Origin of the sequence: Parablautia muri, assembly GCF_009917485.1 — a bacterium.
Lineage (GTDB): Bacteria > Bacillota > Clostridia > Lachnospirales > Lachnospiraceae > Suilimivivens > Suilimivivens muri.
The window spans coordinates 14,168-35,193 of the sequence record NZ_QZDT01000020.1; the positions used below are offsets into that span (position 1 = coordinate 14,168).

Sequence of the window (21,026 nt, forward strand, 5' to 3'; positions counted from 1 at the left end):
TGTGGAAATGATTCGCTGAAAAATCATCGTCTGAAAGCATAACCGTTCAAACATAACCAAACTGTTACCTGAAAATAGCATAAATCGCCGACATGTTATCCTGCTCACCTCTTTTATATGCTATGGCAGCCATCTCTCGAAGCCGCCTTCCCGTCTGTTCTTCGCTGTCAATATCCGCCGGATTTAACACCTCAAAAGCTGCTCTGCTTAATTTTCTGTAAAATCCATCTGTACATAATAAAAACCCACATTCCCCCCGAATTCTGCCGGTCAAAATATCCGGCGCCTGAAAGGGAAAGCTGCCAATGCATTTCGTGAGCCCTCTGCCACCATCGGAATGATCTTTCGTCAGAAGCTTCATCTCCTTTTTGCGGCATAGATAGATTCTGCTGTCTCCCAAATGCACAATGATATAACGCCTTTTCCATACAAACAAAAGAGACAGGGTAGCCCCAAGCCTTAGCTCCTTCCCATTCCCATAATTCTTAAGCGCATCGTTTATATCATACAAGCAGCGTAGCAGGCTTCTTTCCATTACATGTTTCCCCTTTTTCCTCCCTGCCAGAGAAAGCATCTGACCATAAAAATTTTCAATTAACCTCTCTGTAATATATCCGCTTGCGGTTTCTCCTTCCTTAAGCCCTCCAATTCCATCGCTTACTGCGGCCAGCAGCACCCGTCTTTTGCCCGCTGCTGCCTGCTGTAATGCAATGGAATCCTGATTTTGTTCTCTCCGGCCCGGATCCCAATATACCCCTGAAATTATTTTCATCCCCTTAGATTTTCTTTTCACTTTGTTACCCTTCATTTTTTCATTACTGTCAATGGAATATTCTAAAGACACTAAATAGAGCGTAGCAGTTCGGATAAGCTAAACCGTTACAACAGATTTCTTAGACCATAGGAACGATAGAAATGAAATAGATTATATGAATTTATTATATACTCCTATCAAAAAAGAATCCATTATGCAAAGTTGCCAAAAAGCAAACTTCGGCAATTTTGCACAAGGATTCTTCTTCTTTTGCTTATAAATATCAAAAAAACTTTGTAATATCGTTAAAAAATACTAACACCATAAGTAGCATCAAAGCCACCATTCCAGCTAAATGCACCATTCCTTCTTTTTCTGGAGGTATTGGCTTTCCACGGATCGCTTCTACCAGTAAAAATACCAAACGCCCTCCGTCAAGTGCTGGCAGAGGCAGCAAATTCATGATTCCCAAATTAACAGATAAAAGCAGGGCTATATTAATCATATTAAGCAAAACCTCTATTGCCCCATAAGCTTTGGCTGAATCATAAACTTCATCTACCACCTTTACAAGTCCTACAGGCCCTGACACGTCATCTCTGGAAAGCTGTCCTGTGACAAGCATCTTTAGACTCTGGATGGTAGCCTCTGCATAAAATTTCATGGTATAAAATGCATATTGGAAGGTCTGTGGCACATTGCACTTCAAATAACCGCCCGCCACAATCCCCATATAATAACGCCCGGTCGTCTCATCATAGGCAGGGTCTATTACCACCGTATTTTCCTGTCCATCCCGTCTATAGGTAACAGTCAGGCTCTCCCCTTTCGTATTGAGCTGGGAAATTAAAGTAACCTCTCCTCCTAAATGAATACGTTTTCCATTCATTTTTGTGAGCACATCACCAGCCCTAAGGCCTGCCTCCTCAGCCTTGCTTCCCTCATTCACTGCCTGAACCTCAGAGGTTGTAATCCCGCAAACCGATACAAGAATCAGCGCCATCAAATATGCAAGTAAAAAATTAAACAAAGGTCCTGCAAAGATTGTGGCAAAGCGCGCCCAAACCGGCGCATTTGGAAACGCTTTCTCGGACATTTCCCCCTTTTCCGCAGCCAGCCCATCTTCCCCCTCAAACATACATGCCCCGCCAATGGGGAACAGTTTTAAGGAGTACTTGGTATCTCCTTTTTGGAAGGAAAACAGGGAAGGTCCCATTCCAACAAAAAACTCAACCACACGGATTCCATTCTTTTTCGCCAAAATAAAATGACCAAACTCATGAGAAATTACCACTACAAAAAAAATAACCAAAAATAAAATAATAGAAACTGCCACTTTAATCCCTCCTGTGGGCATTGCCATAGGCATTTATATATTCATAGGTTTCCGCCTCCGCTTCAAGTATTTCTTCCACAGACGGATTGCAAACCGTTTTATGCTGTTCCATAGCACCCTCAATCAAATCATATATCTCAAGGAACCGAAGCCTTCTGTCAAGAAACAGCGCCACGGCTCTTTCATTTGCCGCATTGTAAACTGTTGGCATACTGCCTCCCAGCTCTATCGCTTTATAAGCCATTGCAAGCCCCTTAAAGGTTTCCGTATCTGGTTTTTCAAAGGTAAGAGAAGAAAGCGTATAGAAATCCACCTTTTTTCCTTCCATAGGCCTTCTATCTGGATAAAACAGCGCATACTGAATGGGAAGCTTCATATCCGGCATACCAAGCTGCGCCATAATGCCCCCATCCACATATTCCACCATGGAATGAATGATGCTTTGGGGATGCACCACTACCTGAATCTTTTCCGGTTCCACTCCGAAAAGCCATTTTGCCTCAATCACCTCAAGGCCTTTATTGACTAAGGTAGCGGAATCCACCGTAATCTTTCTTCCCATAGCCCAGTTCGGATGGTTCAGCGCATCTTCAACCGTCACTCCCTTTAAATCCGCGCTGCTTCTTCCCCGAAAAGGTCCACCCGAAGCAGTCAGAAGAATCTTGCTGATTCTCTCCTTGTTTTCCCCATGCATGGACTGAAAAATAGCACTGTGCTCACTGTCCACGGGGAAAATCGGAACCTTCCTTTGGGCTGCAAGGGGCATAATCAGATGCCCTGCAGTGACCAGTGTTTCCTTATTTGCAAGGGCAATGGTCTTTCCCGCCTCAATCGCTGCTATGGTCGGCTTTATACCTATCATGCCCACAACGGCAGTTACAAAAACCTCTATTTCCTCCATGACAGCAATTTCCAAAAGCCCTTCCATACCGCAAAGGACCTTTGTATTCGTATCTGCTACCCGGATGCGAAGTTCATCCGCTGCTTTTTCTTCCCAGAGTGCTGCCACCGCCGGAGAAAATTCACGAATCTGCTCCTCCAGCTTTGCCACATTGCTCCCTGCCGCAAGCGCAGCCACCTGTAAATCTTCATTATTTCTCACAATAGCAAGGGTCTGTGTACCAATCGAACCGGTAGATCCCAAAATACCTATTTTTTTCATCCTAATCCCTCATATGTCAGCTGTGTATTAATAAAAAGGTCAAAAAATATATCATAGGCGCTGTAAAAATCACACTGTCAAATCGATCCATGACGCCTCCATGCCCCGGTATCAGCTTTCCATAATCCTTGATTTCATGATTTCTTTTGATAGCAGATGCCGCTAAATCCCCCACCTGGGAAATCACTGCTCCCACTGCGCTAATCAACACAAAAATCCACGTAATCTTTTGTTCAAGAATCACATGCTCCACAATAAAATAAGCATAAGCCGCCCCCACCAGCGCGGAACCCACAATTCCTCCTAATGCTCCTTCGATGGATTTCTTGGGACTTAAAACCGGTACCAGCTTATGTTTTCCAAACAAAATACCCACCCCATAAGCGCAAGTATCACAAATCCATGAACTGATAAAAATCATCCATACGGAATAAATTCCATAGGAAAGTTCTCTTACCAGATAAATGAAAGACAGCATAATCGGCGCATAGGCAACGCAGAAAAAAGCGCACATAATCTGTTCAGCCCGGTATTTGGGAAATGTAAACACATAGAGAAACATAAAGGCCACTAAAATAGTTATCACTGCAAGAAACAGGTACCGTGAATCCTCCACAAATACCATCAACAGATAATAAGCAGTGATTCCCACATAGCCTATTATTTCCAGCCCCCTTATTCCCTTAGGCTCCACAAGCTTACAGGCCTTCATAAGCTCGCCAAACGCAATGAGAGCCAGCATAAGAAGCACCGCCGCCAGCACATATCCTCCGGCAAGCACGGTGGTAAGCGCCAGCGCCACAAGAACAATACTGCTAAGTAACCTCGTCATAAACATGACCTATTCCTCCTCTATCCGGCCGTATCTTCTATCCCTATGATTATATGCTTCCACAGCTTTTACCAATTCCTCCTTTGAAAAATCAGGCCATGCCACAGGTGTAAAATAAAATTCCGTATAGGCCAACTGCCAGAGAAGGAAATTGGATATCCTCTGTTCATTACAGGTACGAATAAGCAGGTCCGGCTCTGGCAAGCTGCCTGTGTCAAGAAGCCCTGACAAATAATCCTCCGTCACATCCTCTGCCGAAATCTCTCCTTTTTCCACCCGATTAGCAATCTCCTTCACAGCGCGCACAATCTCATCTCTGCCTCCATAATTTAGGGCAATCTGAAAATGCAGGCCGTCATTATCCTTCGTAGATTCCTCCAGCTGTGCGATTCTGTTTCTAATATCCTCATCCAAACCTGTCTTATCCCCAAGTACACGCACACACATTCGATTCTTTTTGGCTGTGGTCAGACAGGTTTTCATATAATTGCGTAAAAGTTTCATGAGCGCATCCACTTCCTCCTTGGGACGGCTCCAATTCTCTGTGCTGAAGGCGTATACGGTAAGATACTGAATTCCCATCCGATAGGCCTCCTCACAAATAACCTCTACGGTCTTTGCCCCCTGAATATGTCCATAATTTCTTGGCATTCCCTTACTCTTTGCCCATCTTCCATTGCCATCTAATATTATCGCCACATGCTTTGGCATTACCAGATCCTTTTTTTCTGCCATAAGACAAAACCTCTCTTGCGGAAATAAAGGGCAACACGACTAAAACATAATCGCCTGCCCCTCCTTCTTTATGAATTTATGTTCTGATACGAAGAAATATCAAGCGCTGTCACACTTCGCAATCCAGCTTATTCACTGTTCAAAGCTCCCTATCCTATACCGTAAGGATTTCCTTTGATTTTTCCTCCATTAGCTTATCAACATCCTTAATATATTTATCTGTCAGCTTTTGCAGTTCATCCGTAAGCTCCTTAATTTCATCTTCCGATACCTCTGCCTTCGCTAACTTTTTGAACGCATCATTTCCATCTCTTCTGATATTGCGGATGGCAACCTTGCTTTCCTCTGCCTTCTTTTTAACATCCTTTACCAAATCTTTTCTGCGCTCCTCAGTAAGCTCAGGAAATGTAAGTCTTATAACCGATCCGTCATTGGAAGGTGTTATGCCAATATCAGATGCCATAATCGCTTTCTCGATTGCCTTAATCAAAGATTTTTCCCATGGGGCAATCTGAATCATTCTAGCGTCAGGAACCGTGACATTTCCCACCTGCTGAATCGGTGTAGGCGTTCCATAATAATCCACCCGAAGCTTGTCAAGTACATGGGGATTGGCACGCCCTGCTCTGATTCCCTGATAATCTCCATCCAGATGCTCATACGTTTTTTTCATTTTATTATTATAAATTTCTAATCTCTCATCCATTTTATAAGCCCTTTCATTATATAGCCGTTTCCACCCAGAAACATTTATCCGCTTAGATACGTTAAGTTTTTATCACACGGTTATTTTCGTTCCGCTGAATTTCCCCCTGACAGTGTTCACAATGCTGTCCGCTTCATTTAGGCCAAATACCCACATGGGCATCTTATTTTCCCTAGCCAATATGGACGCTGTCATATCTACCACCTGAAGGTTAGCCGCAATCACATCATCTATACTGAGCTCGTCATACTTCTGCGCTGCCGGATTCATCTTCGGATCACTGTCATAGACACCGTCAATTGACTTCGCAAGCAAAATCACATCAGCCTCTACTTCTACCGCCCGAAGCACTACTCCCGTATCAGTAGAGAAATAAGGATGCCCTGTTCCTCCTGCAAAGAAAACCACCATACCTTTTTCAAAATATTGATTGGCTCTATCCTTTGAAAAAAGCTTTGTAAAAGATCCGCACGCAAAAGGTGTAAGAATTGCAGTCTTCATACCCACACTGCGAAAAATTTCAGACACATAAATACAGTTCATGACCGTTGCAAGCATACCAATCTGGTCAGCCTTCACTCTGTCAATGGCTTCACTCGTTCTCCCCCGCCAGAAATTTCCTCCACCTGTGACTACTCCTACCTGGATATCATCATCCAAAAGCTGCTTCACCTGCAAAGCAACACCGCGCACCGTATCCTCATCAAATCCGGTTTTCTTATCTCCTGCCAACGCCTCACCACTTAATTTCAGTAAAATTCTCTGCATAAGAATCCCTCAGGCCTCCAATCATCTGCAAATCTATTTTATTTTTTTCAATTCTTCAAAGAAGGATGAAGGATTAACTTCAGCATAGCACTGTGAACACATACCTTCAATTACAGCACCATTGTTAATCTGTACTGATTTAGACTTAATATCCCCCATAACGATTGCTGATGCATCTAAAATAACCGGCCCTCTTACATCAATGTCACCCTTTACAGCCCCTGCAATCACAGCGCTGTTTGCATAAATATTGCCAAGAATAACTGTGCTCTGTCCCACCTTAATGCTTCCCTGGCTTCTAAGCTCTCCGGTTACTCTTGCACCGTCTGCAAAAATTTCCGCTGCCTGAGAATTTCCCTGTATAATACCGGTAATGTTTAACTTGCCTAAAGCTTCTACATTTCCTACAATGCTTCCTCTCACTTCAAGGGCGCCTTCCGTTGCTATATTTCCGTTGATAATCATGGACTCCGTAAGTATGGAAGTTTCATCAGTAGGCTTTTTGGAAGAATTATCTATCATTGTAACTGGCTCCTTCTTTTCTACTACGGGCGGCTCGTAAACCGGTTCCGGATCTTCGGGCACTTTTACATCCTCTACATTTTCAAGCATCTGACTTAAATCTGCGGCAAAATCATTCACCGTAACCGATGCAACGCTCTCTGGTGTGTATTTTGGTTCATTTCTGGACATATAAGATATTGTATTTGTATTTTCCAGCACGCTCGGTGATGCATCCGATACATCTTCCGCTTCATCCGCAACCTTTTCCTCCGTTGTTGTTTCCTCCTTGACAGTTTCTTCCACTACTTCTTCAGCGCCTTCTTCCGGCAAGAGTTCGTTTACTGCCTGAGATAAATCATCCTTTAAATCTGAGAAAAAACCCATCTTTAAAATCCTCCATTCTTATCTTGCTTAATTTATGTTAGTTGATAAAACATGCTGAACTGGCTTCGTTTCATCCGTAATTGGTAAAATGACAGTATCTCCCCGCTCCTGAATTACCTTTATTACCTCCGGGAGCGCTTCCACCGTTGTTACCTTATCTTTGGCATCATGCATTAAAATCATACCTATATTCACGCTATCTAACTTATTAACACAATTATCTACAAAGGCATCTACGCTTAAGTCCTCTCTGACCGCATCTCCTGAGGAAATATTCCAATCAAAATAGGTTATTCCATTTTCATTCAAATATGCAATCAGCTCCTGCATTTCTACGTTACTTACCGTATTAGAACTGCCCCCCGGGAAACGATAGTATCTGGGCCAGATGCCTGTAATCTGATATAGATATTCCTGCAGCTTCGTCAAATCCTCCACAAAGCTTTCCTTGCTCTCATAAATTTCATCATATTTGTGACTGTAAGAATGCATCGCCAAGGTATGGCCCTCGTCCACAATTCTCTGATACATGCGAGTAGAATGTTCATCCGTCTTCCCTACCACAAAAAAAGTGGCGTGCACATCATATTCCTTTAAAACATCCAAAATTTTATCCGTATTTGCACTTGGCCCATCATCAAAAGTCAGGTACACTTCTTTTACAATACCGTCAGTATCCGCCTGTAAGTCTTCCGTATCCTGCTGCACATCTTCTTCCTTATTGCGGGCTGATTCCTCAATGCCAGATGAAGTAAATACATCTGCCCCGGCGCTTTTCTCCTTTTCTGTCAGAAGCATAGCCTCTAATTCTTTCACCCTGCTTTCAAGAGAAACAACACGCACCCCAAGTAAAATACTCACTATAACCGGAATTATAATTGCCGCCGCAATCGTCCCTAATATGATCTTTTTGAGCCGCCGAATCCTTTTACGCCGATCATATCCTCCCGTCATAAGCCCTTAACTCCTTGTAAAACACTTGCACATATTGTAACACAATATACTTTTATGTGAAAGAGTTAAATTAATTACTGTTCACCTCGTAAGCAGCAATCCATAACAGTTCAAACAAGCTGAGCTGTTGCAGAAACTCATCCTTTTCCCATTAAGGAGTCCTGAAAAAAGACAAAATACCGCTACGTTTATCCTACTTTAACCCATTATACTAAATTATGGATTTACAATCTACATTTTTTGTGGATTTTTTTACTTTTTCTATCACTTTTTTTACCTACATAAAAATCGGGGTTCCACATAAGGAATCCCGATTTTAAAACCTGCCAGCTTCTCACCACCAGCTGTCAGATACATGATTCTCTCACTACATACCTGCCTGAGCTGCAACCTCTGCTGCGAAATCATCCACCTTTTTCTCCAAGCCTTCACCGGTTTCAAAGCGAACAAATTTCTTGATAGAAAGGTTCGCACTGTTTTCTTTTGCAACCTGCGCCACATACTGTGCAACAGTTTGTTTGCCGTCCTCAGCCTTTACATATACCTGCTCTAACAGACAAACCTCTTTCAGCTCCTTATTAAGACGTCCTGTCACAGCACCCTCAATCACCTTCTCCGGCTTGCCTGCCATCTTAGGGTCATTGGCAATCTGCGCTAACAGAATTTCTTTTTCATGAGCCTTATATTCTTCCGAAACCTCTGCTGTGGACACATATTTAGGAGACAATGCAGCAACCTGCATAGCAAGGTTTGTCAAAGCTTCTTTAACCGCATCGTTTACTACATCCGTATCCGCCTCAACGATAACGCCAATTCTTCCGCCACCATGTACATAAGACACAACACAGCCATTTTCAGCAGTTACCTTCTCAAATCTTCTGATATTTAAATTCTCGCCGATCTTTGCAATCTTCTCAACAAGTGCATCTTTTACCGTTTTGGATGCGTCAAGATTCCAGCTCTCCGCCATGAATGCATCCATGTCAGCCGCATCAGATTCAACTGCCTGCTTTGCAACCGCATCTACAAAAGTCTGGAATTCTTCATTCTTCGCTACAAAGTCTGTTTCAGAGTTAACCTCTACCACTGCCGCTGTCTTATCGTCCTTAAGGGCTACCTTGCAAAGTCCTTCCGCAGCAATTCTGCCAGCCTTCTTTTCCGCCTTTGCCTGTCCGTTCTTTCTAAGGAACTCAACCGCAGCATCCATATCTCCGTCTGTTTCTCCAAGGGCTTTCTTGCAGTCCATCATGCCTGCCCCGGTCATCTCTCTTAATTCTTTCACCATAGCCGCTGTAATATTAGCCATTTTTTCCTCCATTTCCAGGCGCTCTCTTAACTATCAATGCCACATCAATTTTAAGTAACCATATCTCTGCATAAGCGCCAAACTATTTATTCCGCATCTGCTGCTACAATTTCCTCAATATCCTTAGGTTCCGATGCTTCTTCAGCCGCTGCCGCTTCTTCCATCTGATCCTCTACATTCTCCTCACCCTGATTTGCCTCAATTACAGCATCCGCCATCTTAGACGCAATCAGCTTAACGGCACGGATTGCATCATCATTACCAGGAATAATATAATCCAGTTCCTCCGGATCACAGTTGGTATCACCAATACCAATCAAAGTAATGCCCAGTGCATGTGCTTCCTGCACGCAGATTCTTTCCTTCTTAGGGTCTACCACAAAAACAGCATCTGGAATCCTGCTCATATTCTTGATACCGCCTAAGTTCTTCTCAAGCTTTTCCCATTCCTTCTTAAGGGCGATAACCTCTTTCTTCGGAAGAACATCAAAAGTACCGTCTTCTGCCATAGTCTCAATTGCCCTTAAACGCTCAATTCTACTCTGGATGGTCTTAAAGTTGGTCATCATACCACCTAACCATCTCTCATTCACATAATACATACCACAGCGCTCTGCCTCCGCCTTAACAGCATCCTGCGCCTGCTTCTTTGTTCCAACAAACAGGATTGTTCCGCCCTGTGAAGCGATTTCGAACACTGCCCTGTAAGCCTCATCAACCTTCCCCACAGATTTCTGCAAATCGATAATGTGGATACCATTTCTCTCTGTGAAGATGTAAGGAGCCATCTTAGGGTTCCATCTTCTTGTCTGATGTCCAAAATGAACACCTGCCTCTAACAACTGCTTCATTGAAATAACACTCATTGTTCTACCTCCATTTGGTTTTTCTTCCGCATATTTTCTTCTCTCCTGCAGACCCTTTCGCTATGCCGTTCACACAGCGTTCAAAAAAGCACCAACATTCAATCAATATGCGTGTTTTATTGTCATGTCAAGAAATTATAACATAAAGATTATCGGCCTGCAAGAAATTTTTCATGTAAATCTCCCATTATTTTTATATTTAAACTTGCGAAAAAATGCATATTTATTATAATAAGTATTGGCCGCGGCAGCCGCCAAATATCCGTGCAGGCACGTCTGCTTGGCTCGTTGCCCGCGGGAATAAAAAACTGTAAAGAAACGTAAAAATGAAAGGATTGAGATCTATGAAGCAATGTATCATTCCCGATGACTATCAATCAGCATTAAATCTTCACGAAACCCAGATTGCAATCAAAACGGTAAAAGATTTTTTCCAGAATCTTCTGTCGGAACGATTAAATCTTTTGCGGGTATCAGCGCCTTTGTTCGTGGACCCTTCTTCCGGATTAAATGACAATCTAAACGGTGTGGAACGCCCCGTTTCCTTTGGTATTAAAGAGCAGGGCGATGCACAAGCGGAGATTGTTCATTCCCTTGCAAAATGGAAACGCTACGCGCTGAAAAAATATGGTTTTCAGATGGGCGAGGGTCTGTACACTGACATGAGCGCCATCCGCCGGGACGAAGAAACCGACAATATACATTCTATCTACGTAGACCAGTGGGACTGGGAAAAAATCATATCCGGAGAGCAGCGCTGTATGGATACCCTTAAGGATACGGTGCGGAATGTATATAAGGTTCTGCGGAAAACAGAAAAGTATATGTCCATCCGCTACGACTACATAAAAGAACTATTACCGGAAGAAATATTTTTCATCACCACCCAGGCGCTGGAAGACCTCTACCCTGATTGTTCTCCCAAAGAACGGGAATATCACATCACCAAAGAAAAAGGCGCCGTCTGCCTTATGCAGATTGGCGATTTGCTTGCATCCGGCATCCCTCATGACGGCCGTGCCCCAGACTATGACGATTGGGCATTAAATGCCGACATTTTGGTTTATTATCCCGTACTGGATATTGCCTTAGAGCTTTCCTCTATGGGAATCCGTGTGGACGCTGTTTCCTTACAGAGCCAGTTGCAAAAAGCAGGCTGCGTAGAGCGGGCTCATCTGCCCTTCCAGAAAGCTATCCTGAATAACGAACTGCCTTTCACAATCGGGGGTGGTATTGGCCAATCCAGAATTTGCATGTTTTTCCTGCGCAAAGCCCACATTGGTGAAGTTCAATCTTCCCTCTGGCCTGCATCCGCAATGGAAGAACTCACCAAAAAAGGAGTCTCCATTTTATAATAGGCAGCAAGCTGCCATGGTACCAGGGCAGCAGACTGTCCATCAATCCAAAAAAAGGAAATTGACAGGCATCTATCAAGCTGCCTGCAATTTCCATTCTTTTTACAATAAGCTGACTCGCAGAGCGTGACAGCATTTGTTACATTTATCTTAGGTTGAAAAAACGCTCTGGTGTTACTTTAACAAATCCTTAAATTTTAATGCCTTCCCGATATCTCCCTCTACTTTAAGCATTTTCAGGCTTACTGCCTTTATGGGATCCAAATGCCCTTCTGCTATTCTCTGCAGTGTTTCTGCTTTACAGGTAAATAACGCATCTCTGTCATGGTACTCATAAGGCTCCACATACAGCTTACCGTCCTTTGCTTCCACATAAAAGGTACCTTCCGCATCTCCCTCAATATTAAATTGATACGCCAGGTGCTCTTTCATGCCGCTCATATCTAACTGCGTAAATTTTTCTTTTACCATTGTAAAAAGTTCTTCAAAGTTCATAAGCCGCCTCCTATTCTATCGACCAACAGTCGAATTTATGATACATTAACTATAACATTTCCCCGACCGATGGTCAAGCCTGTTTCCACAAGATTCACTGTCAAAAACCACGTTTATGAGCAATTCATGCTGCTATGCTTCGCAAGTCAGCTTATGGTATAAAAGCTGCTACCCCAAGGGATAACAGCTCTCTTTACTCCGCTCTTGTAATAATTTTCGCTATGCTTTCTAAATCCGCTCCTGACGGTATCTCAAAAACTCCTGTGCGAATTTTCCTATCATATCCATTCTGAAACAAATATCTGTCAAACTCCGATGCCGAACTTATCAAACCTGCTTCCTGCAGCTTAACGCTCACAGTATAAGAACCCTCACCGCTATTGATTTGAATACTGCCGGTCTGTGAAGCCGCCGCTTCAGCCATCGGGGATGTCTCTGCAGGTATGGGCGTTTCCTCCGGCGTTGTAGCCGGCGATTCTGTCTGTATATCCTCCCTGTCAATATCAGGAGTCATCGTTGATACAGGCAGGTTGTCAGGCTCATCTTCTTCTCTTGGTGCCAAAGTAGCCTCTGGCTCGGTTATCTTTTCTGCTGAAGGCACAGGTGTTTTTTCCGCTGAAGGTACTGCTGTTTTTTCTGTAATGGCTGCCGGGGATGCTGCCTCATCTTCCCCTGAAGGTGTTTTCTTTGCACCATCTTCCGGCTGCGGTGTCTTTTCAAGCGGCGTAGGTATTTCAGATTTTTCCGGCTCCTTCGCCTTTGCCTCCGCATCTGGTCCGCTGGCCGCATTCGCGGACTGTCCTGCAACCGTATCTGCCAGCACAGTACTCTCCTCAACCATGCCCAGCTCTCTTGCCCTCTCCATAATTTCCTCATCGCTGAGAACCTGTTTCCTGCCTCCGACCGCGATCTCCATAATTAACGCCGTCACAACAATGCCTATCCCAAGGCCTCTCAGATAATATTTTAAATTCATCATATTTACCAGCGTTCCTTAATTTCCTTCATATAAATCAATTACAAGCTTGACTTCTCCTACACCAAGACCAAGCTCCTTTGCTATTGTCATATTAGACTTGCCCGCTTTGTGTAGCTCTAATATTTTCTCATTGCTATTCCTTGCGTCCGGGTTTTCACTTTCCTTTGAGGCCACCTCGGGCGCCGCGGTCGCTTCAGTCTCTAAGGCCGGGGCTGTTTCCTCCTTTGCAAGTACGCCTTCCGGCAAGATATCCTTAAGTGCCGCTTTTGAAACCTTAGACTTTCTTCTGCCTCTTCCGGATGTCTTAGCCACCTCTTTTTCCTCTGCTTTTTCCTCCGGTGGCTGATGAATTACTTCCAATTTCTCTGCGCTGATTGGCTTAAATTCATCCGTATCCTGTTCTTTCTCCACCTGCACAGGTTCCGCTGCCATCTTAGGTGCTGACTCGAAAGTGACTTTATCCAGAGATGCCGCCGCTTCTATCGCCTTCTTTGTATTATCAACTGCCTTATCCAAAGCGCCCTGTATCTCTTTCGCTTTAGCCTCTGCCTCCTTAGCTGTCACCTCAGCATCCGTCAATGTCTGTCTGACTTCACTTTCTTTTTTCATTGCTTCACTGACTGTTGCCATCAAAGTATCATGCTTATCATTTAACATATCATACAGAAATACTACTTCTTTATGATTTTTATTGATTTCCTCAAGTACCGTATCAGAATACTCATTGACCGCCATTATTTTTTCATTGGTAAGACGCTCCATGGCACGCTCTGACTTTTCAATAGCATAGGTAATCGTCTCATCCACCATATCGCTTACCGTGGACTTTACATTTCCGGCTTCCTTTTCCACCATCTCTCTAACGGCATCCTCGCTTAAGCCTGCATCATACTGCACATCCTCTTTTTTTCCTGCCGGAATCAAAAAACTGACTATAAAAATAACAACCCCAAGCAAAATAAGAACTATTTCCATTACTCCCATACTAATCTCCCATGCTCCCAAAAGCCCGCAAATGCTTTTCAGATTTTGATATCAATGCCTCTTTGACTTTTCAAAAGCACTTTTCCATCTATTTCTTTTTCTTCCCGCTTACGCTTTCGTCCGCCATCCCCAGCATATTTCCCATTGCCTTCATCCTTTGCGTCAAAGCGTTTTTCCTGTCTTTCCGCATGGTCGCCTTGGCGTACCTGACGTACTCTGTTTTCCACGGTACGACCAAACTGCTGTTGAAAGTTGTTCTGATCCACCGTTACTTTATTATCTTCATTATGTTTGATCGTAGTAAAATCCTGTGCTCTCGTTACCTGTCCCTGAAGCTCCACGCGACTAATTGTCATAAAATACCATACCCTTTCCGGCAGATTTTTATTCCTTCTGCACCCAAAAGGTAACTTATGCTGAGAATATTCCCATATAGTTGCCCATTTTCGTTTTCATTTTCTGAAGCGCCCTGGTATGAAGCTGAGATATCCTTGATTCGGATACCTCTAACACATTACTGATTTCTTTCAGCGTAAGATCCTCATAATAATAAAGTAAAATAACCTTTTTTTCCTTTTCCGTCAAAAGCTCTAACGCCTTATTCAGTACTTTCTTTAATTCCTCTTTTTCTATAACTTCTTCCGGACTGTCAAAACGGCGCTGCTGAGTCTGCTCCGCCGGTATCTCCGCACCGGATTCCATAAACTCATTTAAGGAAACTACTCCGGTAATCTTCATCTGAGACTGCCAGGACGTATAATCATTCTCCGAGATACCAAGATTTTGGGCAATTTCCTCATCTGTGGCTGTCCGCCCTGTAGCAGCTTCAATCTCCTTTACCGCCGCATCTATTTTCTTTTGCTTTTGCCTGATGGTTCTTGGAATCCAGTCCATCTTCCTGATCTGGTCAAGAATTGCTCCACGGATACGCAAGCTGGCATAGGTTTCAAATTTTACGGCCTTCATACTGTCAAACTTATCAATTGCATCAATCAGCCCAAAAATACCATAGCTTACAAGGTCATCGTATTCCACATTATATCCTAAATACATACTAAGGCGCCCTGCCACCAGCTTTACAAGCGGTGCATATTCTAATATAAGCTTCTCCCTGATTTCAGGCGATTTCGTTTTTTCATAACTCTCCCAAAGCTTATTTCTTCCCGCTTCGTCCATTGCTACCTCCATCACCTAAAGTCAATTATGTCTCTCCGTCCTCTTGAGCCCCGGCACTTTCTGTTTCTTCCCCTGCCTCTCCCATTTCCGGCACTTCTTCTGCCTTTTCGGCTTCCTCTGCTTCCTTAGCGGCTATTTCCTCATTGATTTGCCGGACAAAAGAATTTACTTTCATTTGTATAAAACTTCCGGCTATATAAAAAACTACAAGAACAATCAAAAGAACTGGCAGCATTTCCTTACTGCTGTAATGAAAAAAATACATCATTAAGCTGACAACCGCCCCTGCAAGAAGCATTAAAAATGGTGCAAATAATTTGTCTTTTTTCATAAAAATCTTCCATGCTCCTAATATTCCATCCATCGTATATACGCAAAAGATGCCTTGTGTATGCATTATATATATAATATATGTGCAATATGTAATGTATACCCAAAAGCACGCTTTACGTCAAGCAGAAATCTGCCTTTGAAAAATTTATTTATCAAATTATCTTCTCCGGCATACCCACGGAACGTATATGGAAGTCTCCTGTTTTAGGATAAAAAACCACTGTTCTACCGTATGTTTTTCCTGTATCCTCCGCAAGAATTGGAATTTTCATTGCGCTAAGTTTTTTTTTGCTGGCAAGAACGTTGCGCTGCCCTACACGTATATTATCATTTTTTCCGCCAAAGGCAAACATTTGTGCACCGCCAGCTATTTTGGCTACAAGTCTGTTTCGACTTCCTCCTAAACGTACAATCTCATTTACCAAATCTTCTATTCCGGTATCTGCAAATTTAGGTCTGTTTGTATTATTTCTAATTTCTGTGCTATCGGGTAACATAATATGAGCCAGGCCGCCAACGCCGGTCATAGGATCTCTGATTGCAATTCCCACGCAGGAACCTAACCCCAATGTAGTTACTCCATCCTCTCCTTTACATGTCTTTAAATCCGCCATTCCCACTTTTATAATAACACCCATGTTCTTACCGTCTCCCGCCTTTTCCGCTGAGCCTACATTACACCAAGTGATTTTAAAATCTTTCCGTAGGACTCCATATCCGGAATCATAATAAAGTAACCATCTAATTCAATATCATCTGAAAATTTCGTCTCAATAAACAAAATTTTATCCCCTAAAATACCAAATTCAACCGCAGGAACGCTGAGCAGCGCTCCTGCCATATCAATACCAAGCTGCGGTATGGATGGGGTTATCTTCAAGCTTGTAAGACTGGATAATGCATTTAAATATGCGCCGGTTATAATATTCCCTACTTCCTTGATTGCAGAGCACTCCATCTCTCCAAACTGATATTCCTCCTGCACTTCCTCATCAATACCAAGCATTCCGCACATTAGTTTATTTACCAAATGAGCTGCAGCACTCTGGGGGAGAATAAACATCATGCTGCCCTCTATATCTCCCGTAACCTGAAGATATATGCCAACCATAATCTGTTCATCACCACCTACAGCATCGCCCAAGTCCTGAAAATCCAGCAGCTTAACCTGTGGTACGGACATATCCACTTTACAGTTGATTAATTGTGCCAGCGCCGTAGTGGCATTTCCGGCTCCAATATTGCCTAATTCCTTCAAAACATCAAAATATTGATTGGATAATTGTTCCATATTAAGGTCCTTCATGGTCCCTCCTATACACTAACTATAACTTCTTCCCTTGCTGTTCATCCATTCATTTTTCCAGAGCTACGGCATTCAGATCCAGAAGGGATATCAGCTCATTCTCATGCTTACCAATACCCATAATAAAACTTGTTTTGTCCTCTTTCCCATCATAGGAAGCTCTTTCAATCTGGCTGGGACTCAAGGTAACAACCTCTCTCACTTCATCCACAATAACGCCAATGGTACCATGCTGCTCCAGTTTCAATATAATGATTCTGGTAGCCTTGGTAAACTCATCTGCCGCCAGATTCATCTTAAGCCGAAGACTCATAACCGGTATAACCTCACCGCGCAAGTTTATGACTCCCTTCAGATAATCGGCTACCTTGGGTACTCTGGTAATATGCTGCATACGCACAATATTATCAATAAATTTAATATCAATACCATACTGCTCATGTCCAAGCTTTATCACGATATATTGCTGCGTATCATACCCTGCCTTTACATCAGCTCCGTCCAGACCAGAAACTTTCAGTTCATCCATTCTTCTTCCCCCTGTCTTATATCAATGCGTTAGCATCCAAAATAAGTGCCACTTCACCATCTCCTAATATAGTTGCACCGCTGATGATCCTGCACTTACTGATGTACTTGCCAAGCGATTTAATGACGATCTCCTGTTGTCCTATCAGCTCATCCACTACCAGGCCTGCCAGTCTCTCGCCCTTCTTGACAATAACTACCATAATATTTTCATCCGGCGCCTTACTGCTTTCTATATCCAACTCATCACTTAATCTGATAATAGGGATTACACTGCCTCTTAAATTAATCACTTCTCTGTTCTCTACAAGCTTTACATCATCTGGGCTGATATCCTCAATGGTCTGAATGCTGCCAAGGGAGACCGCATATTTTTCCCCTCCAACCGTAACCATTAAAGCCTGAATAATTGCAAGCGTCAACGGAAGCCTGATTGTCCAGGTACTTCCTTCCTCCAGGCTGGATTTTACCTCTACCTCACCGCTTAAGGATTCGATCTTAGACTTAACTACGTCAAGTCCTACACCCCTGCCTGATACGTCCGATATGGTCTTGGCAGTTGAAAAACCTGCATGGAAAAGAAGGTTGATAATATCCTTCTCACTCATGGTCGCTGCCTGGTCAGGCGTAATAACGCCACGTTCAATCGCCTTATTCTTAACGCTTTCTACATCAATTCCGTTCCCATCGTCCTTAACCTCTATCACAACATTATTACCGTCCTGATAAGCATTCAGGAAAATGGAACCCACTTCCGGCTTACCTCTCTTAATACGCAGCTCATTGGACTCAAGCCCATGGTCAGCGGCATTACGCAGAAGGTGCATTAAGGGATCGCCAATTTCATCTACCACTGTTCTGTCAAGCTCTGTTTCCTCACCGGACATATACAGCTCCATCTTCTTATTTAATTTCTTGGACAGGTCACGAATCATCCTGGGGAACTTACTTACAACACTCTCAATAGGAACCATCCTGACCTTCATAACAGATTCATGAAGGTTTGTGGTTACACTCTCCAGATACTCAATATGTTCTCTAAAGCCTGTTCCGCCCTCCGCCCTGGAGTCAGCCACCATAGAATTCTTGGCAATAATCAGCTCGCTGACCAGATTCATAAGTACATCAAGCTTTTCAATATCCACACGAACCGTTCTGTTTGCCACAGGCTTACCTGCTGGCTTTTTATCGTTTGCCTTAGCAGACGCTCCCTGCTGGGGTTTCGCAGGCGCGGCCGGTTTGGTTTCTTCCTTGACAGCCACGGCAGCCGTTCCCTCTTTCGTCTCCGGTGCCTCGGCAGTCTCAGCAACCTCATAAGGTACAATAACTATCTTTTCTATTTCAGAAACATTTTTTGCTTCTTTTATTACTCCCTCCAGCTCATAATCAGAAACCACAATGAGACTGAAGCTTAAATCAAACTTTTCATCCTCAATATCCTGTACAGGAGGATTGCAGACAATGATCTCAGCTTTCTCCTCAATTTCCTTATACACCTGGAAAGCTCTGGCTGCTTTCAGAAGACAACTTTCCTCCACGAACACGCTGATGCCAAAGATCCCTTTGCCCTGAGACTTAGCGGCCTCCAAAACCACCCGTTCGGATTCTCCTAATTTGATATCCTTCCATGCTTCTTCCGCCTTATTTTCCTCAGAGGTTTCTTTGCCATTTTCTTTTACTTCTTCTGAAGGCGCCGATACTTCTCCGCCCTCCTTGCTGGCTTTTAGATACTCATTCAGCTGGTTAATAAGCTGCTGATTCTCGTTGGTTCCTTCGTCAGCAGTTTCCTGAATATTGTTGGTATATTCTTCAAGAGCGTCCAGACATTGGAACAAGGTGTCAATCAGATTAGAATTAACCTTCATGGTTCCGTTTCTGATTTCTGAAAATACATTTTCCATGTCATGAGTTAAATTCTGCATTCTCTTATAACCCATAGTGCCCGCCATACCCTTTAAGGAATGGGCTGCACGGAAAATTTCATTAATTGTATCCGAATCCTCCGGTTCCTGCTCCAGATTAAGTATCTGGGTATTCAGGCTTTCAAGGTGTTCCTTTGTTTCATCAAGAAAAATTTCCAGATATTGATTTACATCCATCTAAATTACCCCCACGTTCCTTATAATTTCCTGTGCAATTCTCTCAAGTGATATTCCCTTACCGGAAAGCCCGGACACTACAATGCTCTTTGGCATACCATATACGGTGGAACTTTCCTCACTTTGGGCAAATACCGTTACTTTTTTCTTTTCCTTTAAATTTCTGATCCCAACTGTGCCATCTGCTCCCATACCGGTAAGAACCGCACATACAATCTCATCATAGCTGCATGTAGCTAAAGACTCATACATGTAATTCGCACAGGGACGTACCCCTTCTCTGGGCGGTTCATCCGAATAGCGTATTACATGCCTCGTCCCGCTTCTTACCGCTTTCATATGCCTTCCGCCACGGGCTAAATAGACCTGTCCCTGCTTAATCACATCCCCCTCCGCCGCTTCTTTTACCGCTATCGGGCTTAAGGTATTAAGTCTGGCCGCAAGAGCTTCGGTAAAGCCTGCCGGCATATGCTGTACAATCAAAACAGGCGCATTCAAATTGGCTGGCAGCAGCGGAATCAAACCCTGCAATGCCTTAGGTCCTCCGGTTGAACTGGCAATTGCAACAATTTTTCTACCGGCTCTGATTTCATCTGCCTTTGTTATCATAATAAATCCTTTTCTAACTTAAACATCCAGCAGCAATTCAGGTACAAAAACCCACCTGGACTGTTACTATACTTCCAACACGTAAATTATAGCACATTTTTATCTTCACATGGGTGTAAAGTAATCATCCTTTAAACTTTTTTCCGCTTTCTGATCTTTCTTTCTTCTTCAAAGATGTAACGAATAATTTCTTCACGTTCTTCCATATTAATGTTAATATACTGGGCCCGATGCTCATACATGCCAGGTTTATCCTCAAGCTCTTTGACTCTGAGCACCTTCGCTGCCAGCATAAATTCCTTCTCCTCTCCATCCACGGACAACATATACTTACAATAAATAAGACTATCCTGTTCATAAATGTTATCCGACACAAAACGTACGCCACCACCGCTGATATCTACAATCATACCATGCTTTACGGGAAGTCCCATCGCCACATAATCACGATTTCCTTCAATCGCCACAATTTCTGATTTTTCCATGAATCGTACATCCATATCTAAAGCGCAGCTTAACCTGTAATATTCCCTTCTTTGGTGCCTTCTCAAATTGGTAGTAAGCTCCATCAGCAGAATATACTGTCCGCCTGATTTATATCTGTCTATTACATTTGCCAGACACTGATACAGCCCTGATGATGTATAAAAGCACAAATCATATTCCGTATTCACCGGCAGCAAAATAAGCTTCATCTTCTCCATAGGCATTGCAATCTCCAGCCTGTCTTCTGAAAGAACGTCTAAAACCAGGGTCTGGTATGTCTTTACATTCTCAAATTCATCCAAATCCTGGGCCCGCTCCACTGCCTGCATTTCGATTTTGTTTCCCGGTTCCACATACTTTAATAGCATA

Annotated in this window: 24 protein-coding genes; 1 reads left to right on the forward strand and 23 read right to left on the reverse strand. The window is 43.2% G+C overall.

Annotated features, from left to right (window positions below):
- Window positions 1-64 precede the first annotated feature (64 nt).
- The 11 genes from D5281_RS12815 to rpsB all read right to left on the reverse strand — a co-directional run bounded on the left by D5281_RS12815 (window position 65) and on the right by rpsB (window position 10,307).
- Complete coding sequence (locus tag D5281_RS12815) at window positions 65-793, reverse strand: PP2C family protein-serine/threonine phosphatase (RefSeq protein WP_160560546.1); 729 nt, start codon at window positions 791-793, stop codon at window positions 65-67.
- Window positions 794-1,037: 244 nt separating this feature from the next.
- Window positions 1,038-2,090, reverse strand: a complete 1,053-nt coding sequence (rseP, locus tag D5281_RS12820) for an RIP metalloprotease RseP (RefSeq protein WP_330585012.1) — start codon at window positions 2,088-2,090, stop codon at window positions 1,038-1,040.
- A gap of 1 nt (window position 2,091) precedes the next feature.
- A complete protein-coding gene (locus D5281_RS12825) occupies window positions 2,092-3,252 on the reverse strand; it encodes a 1-deoxy-D-xylulose-5-phosphate reductoisomerase (RefSeq protein ID WP_160560547.1) in 1,161 nt (386 codons plus the stop codon).
- A 16-nt stretch (window positions 3,253-3,268) separates the two neighbouring features.
- On the reverse strand, window positions 3,269-4,090 hold the full coding sequence (locus D5281_RS12830) for a phosphatidate cytidylyltransferase (protein ID WP_160560548.1): 822 nt from the start codon (window positions 4,088-4,090) through the stop codon (window positions 3,269-3,271).
- A 3-nt stretch (window positions 4,091-4,093) separates the two neighbouring features.
- Window positions 4,094-4,819, reverse strand: a complete 726-nt coding sequence (locus D5281_RS12835; protein ID WP_330585014.1) for an isoprenyl transferase — start codon at window positions 4,817-4,819, stop codon at window positions 4,094-4,096.
- Window positions 4,820-4,973: 154 nt separating this feature from the next.
- Window positions 4,974-5,525 (reverse strand): ribosome recycling factor, encoded by a 552-nt coding sequence (gene frr, locus D5281_RS12840; RefSeq protein ID WP_160560549.1) that lies wholly within the window; start codon window positions 5,523-5,525, stop codon window positions 4,974-4,976.
- A 72-nt stretch (window positions 5,526-5,597) separates the two neighbouring features.
- Window positions 5,598-6,293, reverse strand: coding sequence for a UMP kinase (pyrH, locus tag D5281_RS12845; protein ID WP_160560550.1), 696 nt, complete (start codon window positions 6,291-6,293; stop codon window positions 5,598-5,600).
- Between the two features lie 33 nt (window positions 6,294-6,326).
- Window positions 6,327-7,181 (reverse strand): polymer-forming cytoskeletal protein, encoded by an 855-nt coding sequence (locus D5281_RS12850; RefSeq protein ID WP_160560551.1) that lies wholly within the window; start codon window positions 7,179-7,181, stop codon window positions 6,327-6,329.
- Window positions 7,182-7,208: 27 nt separating this feature from the next.
- On the reverse strand, window positions 7,209-8,135 hold the full coding sequence (locus tag D5281_RS12855; RefSeq protein ID WP_160560552.1) for a polysaccharide deacetylase family protein: 927 nt from the start codon (window positions 8,133-8,135) through the stop codon (window positions 7,209-7,211).
- 367 nt (window positions 8,136-8,502) lie between these two features.
- Window positions 8,503-9,453: a translation elongation factor Ts gene (gene tsf, locus D5281_RS12860; protein WP_408637277.1), complete on the reverse strand. Its 951-nt coding sequence runs from the start codon at window positions 9,451-9,453 to the stop codon at window positions 8,503-8,505.
- A gap of 74 nt (window positions 9,454-9,527) precedes the next feature.
- Window positions 9,528-10,307 carry a 30S ribosomal protein S2 gene (gene rpsB, locus D5281_RS12865; protein ID WP_160560554.1) on the reverse strand — a complete coding sequence of 260 codons (780 nt, stop codon included), beginning with the start codon at window positions 10,305-10,307 and terminating at the stop codon, window positions 9,528-9,530.
- A gap of 344 nt (window positions 10,308-10,651) precedes the next feature.
- Between rpsB and asnA the strand changes: the two genes are divergently transcribed.
- Window positions 10,652-11,662 carry an aspartate--ammonia ligase gene (asnA, locus tag D5281_RS12870; protein WP_160560615.1) on the forward strand — a complete coding sequence of 337 codons (1,011 nt, stop codon included), beginning with the start codon at window positions 10,652-10,654 and terminating at the stop codon, window positions 11,660-11,662.
- A gap of 174 nt (window positions 11,663-11,836) precedes the next feature.
- Here asnA and D5281_RS12875 read toward each other — a convergent pair whose 3' ends face one another.
- The 12 genes from D5281_RS12875 to D5281_RS12930 form a co-directional block, all read right to left on the reverse strand.
- Window positions 11,837-12,157 carry an SCP2 sterol-binding domain-containing protein gene (locus D5281_RS12875; protein ID WP_160560555.1) on the reverse strand — a complete coding sequence of 107 codons (321 nt, stop codon included), beginning with the start codon at window positions 12,155-12,157 and terminating at the stop codon, window positions 11,837-11,839.
- A gap of 193 nt (window positions 12,158-12,350) precedes the next feature.
- Window positions 12,351-13,136, reverse strand: coding sequence for a hypothetical protein (locus tag D5281_RS12880; RefSeq protein WP_160560556.1), 786 nt, complete (start codon window positions 13,134-13,136; stop codon window positions 12,351-12,353).
- A gap of 15 nt (window positions 13,137-13,151) precedes the next feature.
- Complete coding sequence (locus D5281_RS12885; RefSeq protein WP_160560557.1) at window positions 13,152-14,120, reverse strand: DUF6115 domain-containing protein; 969 nt, start codon at window positions 14,118-14,120, stop codon at window positions 13,152-13,154.
- Window positions 14,121-14,158: 38 nt separating this feature from the next.
- Window positions 14,159-14,476: a hypothetical protein gene (locus tag D5281_RS12890; protein WP_160560558.1), complete on the reverse strand. Its 318-nt coding sequence runs from the start codon at window positions 14,474-14,476 to the stop codon at window positions 14,159-14,161.
- Between the two features lie 55 nt (window positions 14,477-14,531).
- Window positions 14,532-15,296, reverse strand: a complete 765-nt coding sequence (locus D5281_RS12895) for a FliA/WhiG family RNA polymerase sigma factor (protein ID WP_160560559.1) — start codon at window positions 15,294-15,296, stop codon at window positions 14,532-14,534.
- A 25-nt stretch (window positions 15,297-15,321) separates the two neighbouring features.
- The gene (locus D5281_RS12900) at window positions 15,322-15,627 is read right to left on the reverse strand and encodes a hypothetical protein (RefSeq protein ID WP_160560560.1); all 306 of its coding nucleotides are present in this window, start codon (window positions 15,625-15,627) and stop codon (window positions 15,322-15,324) included.
- Between the two features lie 154 nt (window positions 15,628-15,781).
- Window positions 15,782-16,267: a chemotaxis protein CheD gene (locus D5281_RS12905; protein WP_160560561.1), complete on the reverse strand. Its 486-nt coding sequence runs from the start codon at window positions 16,265-16,267 to the stop codon at window positions 15,782-15,784.
- Window positions 16,268-16,299: 32 nt separating this feature from the next.
- Window positions 16,300-16,935 carry a chemotaxis protein CheC gene (locus D5281_RS12910; protein WP_160560562.1) on the reverse strand — a complete coding sequence of 212 codons (636 nt, stop codon included), beginning with the start codon at window positions 16,933-16,935 and terminating at the stop codon, window positions 16,300-16,302.
- Between the two features lie 49 nt (window positions 16,936-16,984).
- The gene (locus tag D5281_RS12915) at window positions 16,985-17,464 is read right to left on the reverse strand and encodes a chemotaxis protein CheW (protein WP_160560563.1); all 480 of its coding nucleotides are present in this window, start codon (window positions 17,462-17,464) and stop codon (window positions 16,985-16,987) included.
- Window positions 17,465-17,480: 16 nt separating this feature from the next.
- Window positions 17,481-19,562: a chemotaxis protein CheA gene (locus D5281_RS12920; RefSeq protein WP_160560564.1), complete on the reverse strand. Its 2,082-nt coding sequence runs from the start codon at window positions 19,560-19,562 to the stop codon at window positions 17,481-17,483.
- A complete protein-coding gene (locus D5281_RS12925) occupies window positions 19,563-20,171 on the reverse strand; it encodes a CheB methylesterase domain-containing protein (RefSeq protein ID WP_160560565.1) in 609 nt (202 codons plus the stop codon).
- Between the two features lie 131 nt (window positions 20,172-20,302).
- Window positions 20,303-21,025 carry a flagellar brake protein gene (locus tag D5281_RS12930; protein WP_160560566.1) on the reverse strand — a complete coding sequence of 241 codons (723 nt, stop codon included), beginning with the start codon at window positions 21,023-21,025 and terminating at the stop codon, window positions 20,303-20,305.
- Window position 21,026 lies beyond the last annotated feature (1 nt).